This is a genomic window from Pseudomonas sp. AFG_SD02_1510_Pfu_092 (genome assembly GCF_003331055.1).
Lineage (GTDB): Bacteria > Pseudomonadota > Gammaproteobacteria > Pseudomonadales > Pseudomonadaceae > Aquipseudomonas.
In genome coordinates, this window is the sequence record NZ_PUQD01000106.1 from 1 (window position 1) to 6,612 (window position 6,612).

6 protein-coding genes are annotated in these 6,612 nt (G+C 66.0%); all 6 read right to left on the reverse strand.

Going from position 1 to position 6,612, the window contains the following annotated elements; translation table 11 throughout:
* Positions 1 to 116: 116 nt before the first annotated feature.
* Complete coding sequence (locus tag C6A77_RS24785; protein WP_114171983.1) at positions 117 to 632, reverse strand: GNAT family N-acetyltransferase; 516 nt, start codon at positions 630 to 632, stop codon at positions 117 to 119.
* A 31-nt stretch (positions 633 to 663) separates the two neighbouring features.
* On the reverse strand, positions 664 to 1,362 hold the full coding sequence (gene urtE / locus C6A77_RS24790) for an urea ABC transporter ATP-binding subunit UrtE (RefSeq protein WP_114171984.1): 699 nt from the start codon (positions 1,360 to 1,362) through the stop codon (positions 664 to 666).
* A 143-nt stretch (positions 1,363 to 1,505) separates the two neighbouring features.
* Positions 1,506 to 2,363, reverse strand: coding sequence for an urea ABC transporter ATP-binding protein UrtD (urtD, locus tag C6A77_RS24795; protein ID WP_114171985.1), 858 nt, complete (start codon positions 2,361 to 2,363; stop codon positions 1,506 to 1,508).
* Positions 2,360 to 3,439 carry an urea ABC transporter permease subunit UrtC gene (gene urtC, locus C6A77_RS24800; RefSeq protein ID WP_114171986.1) on the reverse strand — a complete coding sequence of 360 codons (1,080 nt, stop codon included), beginning with the start codon at positions 3,437 to 3,439 and terminating at the stop codon, positions 2,360 to 2,362. The genes urtD and urtC overlap by 4 nt, the downstream gene beginning before the upstream one ends.
* Positions 3,439 to 4,926, reverse strand: a complete 1,488-nt coding sequence (gene urtB / locus C6A77_RS24805) for an urea ABC transporter permease subunit UrtB (protein ID WP_114171987.1) — start codon at positions 4,924 to 4,926, stop codon at positions 3,439 to 3,441. The genes urtC and urtB overlap by 1 nt, the downstream gene beginning before the upstream one ends.
* A 139-nt stretch (positions 4,927 to 5,065) precedes the next feature.
* On the reverse strand, positions 5,066 to 6,331 hold the full coding sequence (gene urtA, locus C6A77_RS24810; RefSeq protein ID WP_114171988.1) for an urea ABC transporter substrate-binding protein: 1,266 nt from the start codon (positions 6,329 to 6,331) through the stop codon (positions 5,066 to 5,068).
* Between the last annotated feature and the right edge of the window lie 281 nt (positions 6,332 to 6,612).

Here is a 6,612-nt window from a genome sequence, read left to right on the forward strand (position 1 = left end):
CCTTTTTTTGACTTCGGGCCGGCCCTTGGGCGTTTAACCCCCGCCCCCACCGATCAAAAACCCCCGGGGGGGGGGGGTTTTACCCCGCGAAGAGGCCAGTACAGGCACCCTCAAATTCAGCTGGGTTCAGCCCCCGGGTTCAGCACCAGCTGCATGAAGGTCAGGTCCAGCCAGCGGCCGAACTTCACCCCCACCTGCGGCATCTGCCCGGTCACCACGAAGCCCAGCCGCTCGTGCAGGCGCACCGAGGCGGTATTGCCGCTCTCGATGGCCGCCACCATCACATGCTTGCCACAGCCGCGCGCCCGCTCGATCAGCGCCGCCATCAACACCGGCCCCAGGCCTTTGCCACGCTGGTCGGCGCGCACATACACCGAGTGCTCCACGGTCAGGCGGAAGCCCTCGAACGGCCGCCAGTCGCCAAATGAGGCATAGCCCAGCACACCCGTTTCATCCGCCGCCACCAGAATCGGGTAGCGCTGCTGCGCCCGTGCCTCGAACCAGGCCTGGCGGTTGGCCAGGTCTACCGGGGTTTCGTTCCAGATCGCCGTGGTGTTGCGCACCGCGTCGTTGTAGATGTCGAGGATGCCCGGCACATCGGAAAGCAGGGCGTCGCGGATTTCATGACTCATGACAGCGTCTCGCAAGGTCGTTGTTTGCAGATTAAATGGTTACCAGGCCGCGTACACCTTCGGCCTGCATGTTTTCCCCGCGGCCCCGCTGGATGATCTCGCCGCGGGCCATCACCAGGTACTGGTCGGCCAGCTCCTCGGCGAAGTCGTAGAACTGCTCCACCAGCAGGATCGCCATGTCGCCGCGCTCGGCCAGGCGGCGGATGACCGCGCCGATTTCCTTGATCACCGACGGCTGGATGCCTTCGGTCGGTTCGTCGAGGATCAGCAGGCGCGGGCGGCTGGCCAGGGCGCGGCCGATGGCCAGCTGTTGCTGCTGGCCGCCGGACAGGTCACCGCCACGGCGTTGTTTCATCTGTTCGAGCACGGGGAACAGTTCGTAGATGAAGGGCGGTACCTCCCGCGCTTCACGGGCGGGGAAGCGCGACAGGCCCAACAGCAGGTTTTCCTCGACGGTCAGGCGCGGGAAGATCTCGCGGCCCTGAGGCACGTAGGCGATACCGGCGTGAACGCGTTGCTGGGGCTTGAGGCGGGTGATCGGCTTGCCTTCCCATTCGATGCTGCCGTCGCGCGCCGCTACCAGGCCCATCAGGCAGCGCAGCAGGGTGGTCTTGCCCACGCCGTTGCGGCCCAGCAGGCAGGTGACCTCGCCGACCTTGGCTTCGAAGGACAGGCCGCGCAGGATGTGGCTGCCGCCGTAGTACTGGTGCAGGGTGTCGATCTTGAGCATGTGTGGTTCCCGGAAACTGCATTACCTGTGCCGGCCTCTTCGCGGGTAAACCCGCTCCCACAGAGACCCAGCAGCTCTCAAGACTTGCACCGGACCTGTGGGAGCGGGTTTACCCGCGAAAGGGCCGGCACAGGCATTCATGTCTAGCGGCCCAGATACACCTCGACCACCCGCTCATCCGCTTGCACCTGCGCCAGCGACCCCTCCGCCAGCACACTGCCCTGGTGCAGCACGGTCACATGGTCGGCAATGCTGCCGACAAAGCCCATGTCATGCTCCACCACCATCAGCGAATGCGTGCCGGCCAGGCCCTTGAACAGCTCGGCAGTGAACTCGGTCTCGGCATCGGTCATGCCGGCCACCGGCTCATCCAGCAACAGCAATTGCGGCTCCTGCACCAGCAGCATGCCGATCTCCAGAAACTGCTTCTGCCCGTGCGACAGCAGGCCCGCCTGGCGCTGGGCCAGCGGCAGCAGGCGCAGGGTGGCCAGCACTTCGTCGATGCGCTGGCGCTGCTCACCGCTCAACCGTGCCGCCAGGCTCGCCCATACTGACTTGTCGGCCTTCAGGGCCAGCTCCAGGTTTTCGAACACCGTCAGCGCCTCGAACACTGTGGGCTTCTGGAACTTGCGGCCGATACCGGCCTGGGCGATCTGGTATTCGCTCATGCGGGTCAGGTCGAGGGTGTCGCCGAAGAACGCGCTGCCGCTGTCGGGGCGGGTCTTGCCGGTGATCACGTCCATCATCGTGGTCTTGCCGGCGCCGTTGGGACCGATGATGCAGCGCAGCTCGCCGACGCCGATGTACAGGCTCAGCGCGTTCAGCGCCTTGAAGCCGTCGAAGCTGACACTGATGTCCTCCAGGCTCAGCACCGTGCCGTGGCGGGTGTCCAGGCCGGCCTTGCGGCGGTGGCCCAGGCCGATGGCGTCGCGGCCGGCGCCGAGCGGGTCGAACACCGGTTCGAGCATGAATTCCGGGTGCACCGGGGGCACGCCTCTCATGGCTGGCTCCTTTTCTTCAACAGGCCGACCACGCCTTGCGGCAGGTACAGGGTGACGAGAATGAACAGCGCGCCGAGGAAGAACAGCCAGAACTCCGGGAAGGCCACGGTGAACCAGCTTTTCATGGCGTTGACCAGGCCGGCGCCGAGCAGCGGGCCGAGCAAGGTGCCACGCCCGCCCAGGGCGACCCAGACGGCGGCTTCGATGGAGTTGGTCGGCGACATTTCGCTGGGGTTGATGATGCCCACCTGCGGCACGTACAGCGCCCCGGCCAGGCCGCACAGCACGGCACTCAGTACCCACACCAGCAGCTTGAAGCCGCGCGGGTCGTAGCCGCAGAACATCAGGCGGTTCTCGGCGTCGCGCACGGCGGTGAGCAGGCGGCCGAACTTGCTGCGGGTCAGCCGCCAGCACAGGTACAGGCTGGCCAGCAGCAGGCCGACGGTCAGCAGGAACAGCACGGCGCGGGTGCCCGGCGCGGCAATCTCGAAGCCGAGGATAGTGCGGAAGCTGGTGAAGCCGTTGTTGCCGCCAAAGCCGGTTTCGTTGCGAAAGAACAGCAGCATGCTGGCGAAGGTCAGGGCCTGGGTCATGATCGAGAAGTACACGCCCTTGATTCGCGAGCGGAAGGCGAACCAGCCGAACACCAGCGCCAGCAGCCCGGGCGCCAGCACCACCAGGCACAACGCCCAGGCGAAATGCTCGGTGCCGGCCCAGTACCACGGCAACTCGTTCCACGACAGGAAGGTCATGAACCCCGGCAGGCCGTCACCGGCCGCCTGGCGCATCAGGTACATGCCCATGGCGTAGCCGCCCAGGGCGAAGAACAGACCATGGCCCAGCGACAGCAGCCCGGCGTAACCCCAGACCAGGTCCAGGGCCAGGGCGACGATGGCATAGCAAAGGATCTTGCCGACCAGGGTCAGGGTGTAGGCCGACACCTGCAAGGCGTGGCCCGCCGGCAGCAGCGACAGCAGCGGCAGGGCTAGCAGCAGCAGGATGATGACGGCGCCGATGGCCAGGCTCAGGCGCGGCCCGGCCTTTTGCGTAGCGGTGACAAGCAGTGGCTGGTTCATCAGTCGATTACCCGTCCCTTGAGGGCGAACAGGCCTTGCGGGCGCTTCTGGATGAACAGAATGATCAACGCAAGGATGAGGATCTTGCCGAGCACGGCGCCGATCTGCGGCTCCAGCAGTTTGTTGGCTATCCCTAAGCCGAACGCGGCCCAGAGGCTGCCGGCCAGCTGGCCGACACCGCCAAGCACCACCACCAGGAACGAGTCGATGATGTAGCTCTGGCCCAGGTCCGGGCCGACGTTGCCGACCTGGCTCAGGGCCACGCCACCAAGGCCGGCAATGCCTGAACCGAGGCCGAAGGCGAGCATGTCGACACGCCCGGTGGATACCCCGCAGCAGGCGGCCATGTTGCGGTTCTGGGTGACCGCACGCACATTCAGCCCCAGCCGCGTGCGGTTGAGCAGCAGCCAGGTGAGCAGCACCACGGCCAGGGCGAAGCCGATGATCACCAGGCGGTTGTAGGGCAGTACCAGGTTGGGCAGCAGTTGCACGCCACCCGACAGCCATGCCGGGTTGGCCACCTCGACGTTCTGCGCGCCAAACAGCAGGCGGATGGCCTGGATCAGGATCAGGCTGATGCCCCAGGTCGCCAGCAGGGTTTCCAGCGGGCGGCCATACAGGTGACGAATCACCATGCGTTCGAGGGCCATGCCGACCCCGGCGCTGACGGCGAAGGCCACCGGCAGGGCGATCAGTGGGTAGAACTCGATGGCGCCTGGGGCATAGCGTTGCAGCAGCACCTGGACCATGTAGGTGCTGTAGGCACCGAGCATCAGCATTTCGCCATGGGCCATGTTGATCACCCCGAGCAGGCCGAAGGTGATCGCCAGGCCGAGGGCCGCCAGCAGCAGGATCGAACCCAGCGACAAGCCGCTGAAGGCCTGGCCGAGCAGCTCGCCGAGCAGCAGCTTGCGCTGCACCTGGGCCAGGCTGGTTTCGGCGGCGGTGCGTACGCCTGGGTCAGTTTCTGCGCCCGGTTGCAGCAGCGCCTCCAGGCGGGTACGGGCCAGCGGGTCGCCGGTTTCGCCGAGCAGGCGCACGGCGGCCAGGCGTACCGCTGGTTCGCTGGCGCCCAGTTGCAGGTTGGCCAGGGCCAGGCCGAGGGCCGCATGCACGGCGGGGTCTGGCTCGCTGGCGAAGCGCCGGTCGAGGAACGCCATTTGCGCCGGTTGTGCGCTTTTTTGCAGTTGCCGGGCGGCGGCCAGGCGGGTGTCGCCGTTGTCGCTGAGCAACTGGTGGCTGGCCAGGGCATTGTCGATCAGGCTGCGCAGGCGGTTGTTCAGCCGTATCTTGCGCGTATCGTCAGGGGCGATACGGCCTTGGCGCAGGTTTTCCAGCAGCGGCAGGCGTGCGGCATCGGGTTGCGCGGCCCAGCTTTGCAGCTGGCGGGCCTGCTCGGTGGGCTTGGCCAAGAGGAAGAATTCGCCCTCGCTGGCCTGGGTGGTCAGGGGGAGTAGCAGGAACAGGGTGAGCAGCAGTCTGAGCATGCGGGCAGTCCTGGAATACAGCGGTGGATTCTTCGCGGGTGAACCCGCTCCCACAGGTACGGCGCAAGGGCTGAATCTTGTGCGGTCCCTGTGGGAGCGGGTTCACCCGCGAATGGGCCGCAAGGCGGCCCCAGTGCACTCAGTTACCTTTCACTGCATAGTCAGGCCGCTTGTCATTCCCCGGAATGAACGGGCTCCAGGGCTGAGCCCGCAGCGGCTGCTGGGTTTCCCACACCACACTGAACTGCCCGTCATCCTGGATCTCGCCGATCATCACCGGCTTGTGCAGGTGGTGGTTGGTCTTGTCCATTGTCAGGGTAAAGCCCGACGGCGCCTTGACGCTTTGCCCGGCCAGCGCCTCACGTACCTTGTCGACGTCGGTGGACTTGGCTTTCTCCACCGCCTGCGCCCACATGTGGATGCCCACGTAGGTGGCCTCCATCGGGTCGTTGGTCACCGCCTTGTCGGCGCCCGGCAGGCCCTTGGCCTTGGCATAGGCCTTCCAGTCGGCGACGAACTGCTGGTTGACCGGGTTATCCACCGACTCGAAGTAGTTCCAGGCTGCCAGGTGGCCCACCAGCGGCTTGGTGTCGATGCCACGCAGTTCCTCTTCACCTACCGAAAACGCCACCACCGGCACATCGGTGGCCTTCAGGCCCTGGTTGGCCAGTTCCTTGTAGAACGGCACGTTGGAGTCGCCATTGACCGTGGAGATGACCGCCGTCTTGCCGCCGGCGGAGAACTTCTTGATGTTGGCGACGATGGTCTGGTAGTCGCTGTGGCCGAATGGCGTGTACACCTCTTCGATGTCCTTGTCGGCCACGCCTTTGCTGTGCAGGAAGGCACGCAGGATCTTGTTGGTGGTGCGCGGGTAGACGTAGTCGGTGCCCAGCAGGAAAAAGCGCCTGGCGCTGCCGCCGTCTTCGCTCATCAGGTATTCCACCGCCGGAATGGCCTGCTGGTTGGGCGCGGCGCCGGTGTAGAACACGTTCGGCGACATCTCTTCACCCTCGTATTGCACCGGGTAGAACAGCAGGCCGTTGAGTTCTTCGAACACCGGTAGCACCGACTTGCGCGACACCGAAGTCCAGCAGCCGAACACCACGGCCACTTTGTCCTGGGTCAGCAGCTGGCGGCTCTTTTCGGCGAACAGCGGCCAGTTGGAGGCCGGGTCGACCACCACCGGCTCGAGCAGCTTGCCGTTCACCCCGCCCTTGGCATTGATCTGCTCGATGGTCATCAGCGCCATGTCCTTGAGCGACGTCTCGGAAATGGCCATGGTCCCCGACAGCGAATGGAGGATGCCGACCTTGATGGTCTCGGCGGCCTGGATGCTCCAGCTCAGGCCCATCGCAGCAATCGATGCGCTGAGGGTGAAGGCCTTGATCAGACTGCGTCGCTTCATGTGCTCTCTCCGCTGAGTTTTTATGTGTTGGGCAAGCGGGGAGGGGGGTTGCAAGGGGTGTGCCTATTGGCGGAAGCGGCGGGACAGAGGGGTTGTGCGAGGTGTTGGGGCGTTGGCTGGATCCAGGTTGGTGCCTGTGGGATTTGTATGCACAGGATTGGGGCCGCGTTGCGGCCCATCGCCCGGGCGCCCCCCCCCCCCCCCCCCCCCCCCCCCCGCCCCCCCCGGGCGTGGGCGGAGGGGGGGGCGGAGGCGGGGCGGGGGGGGCAGCGCCCCCCCCC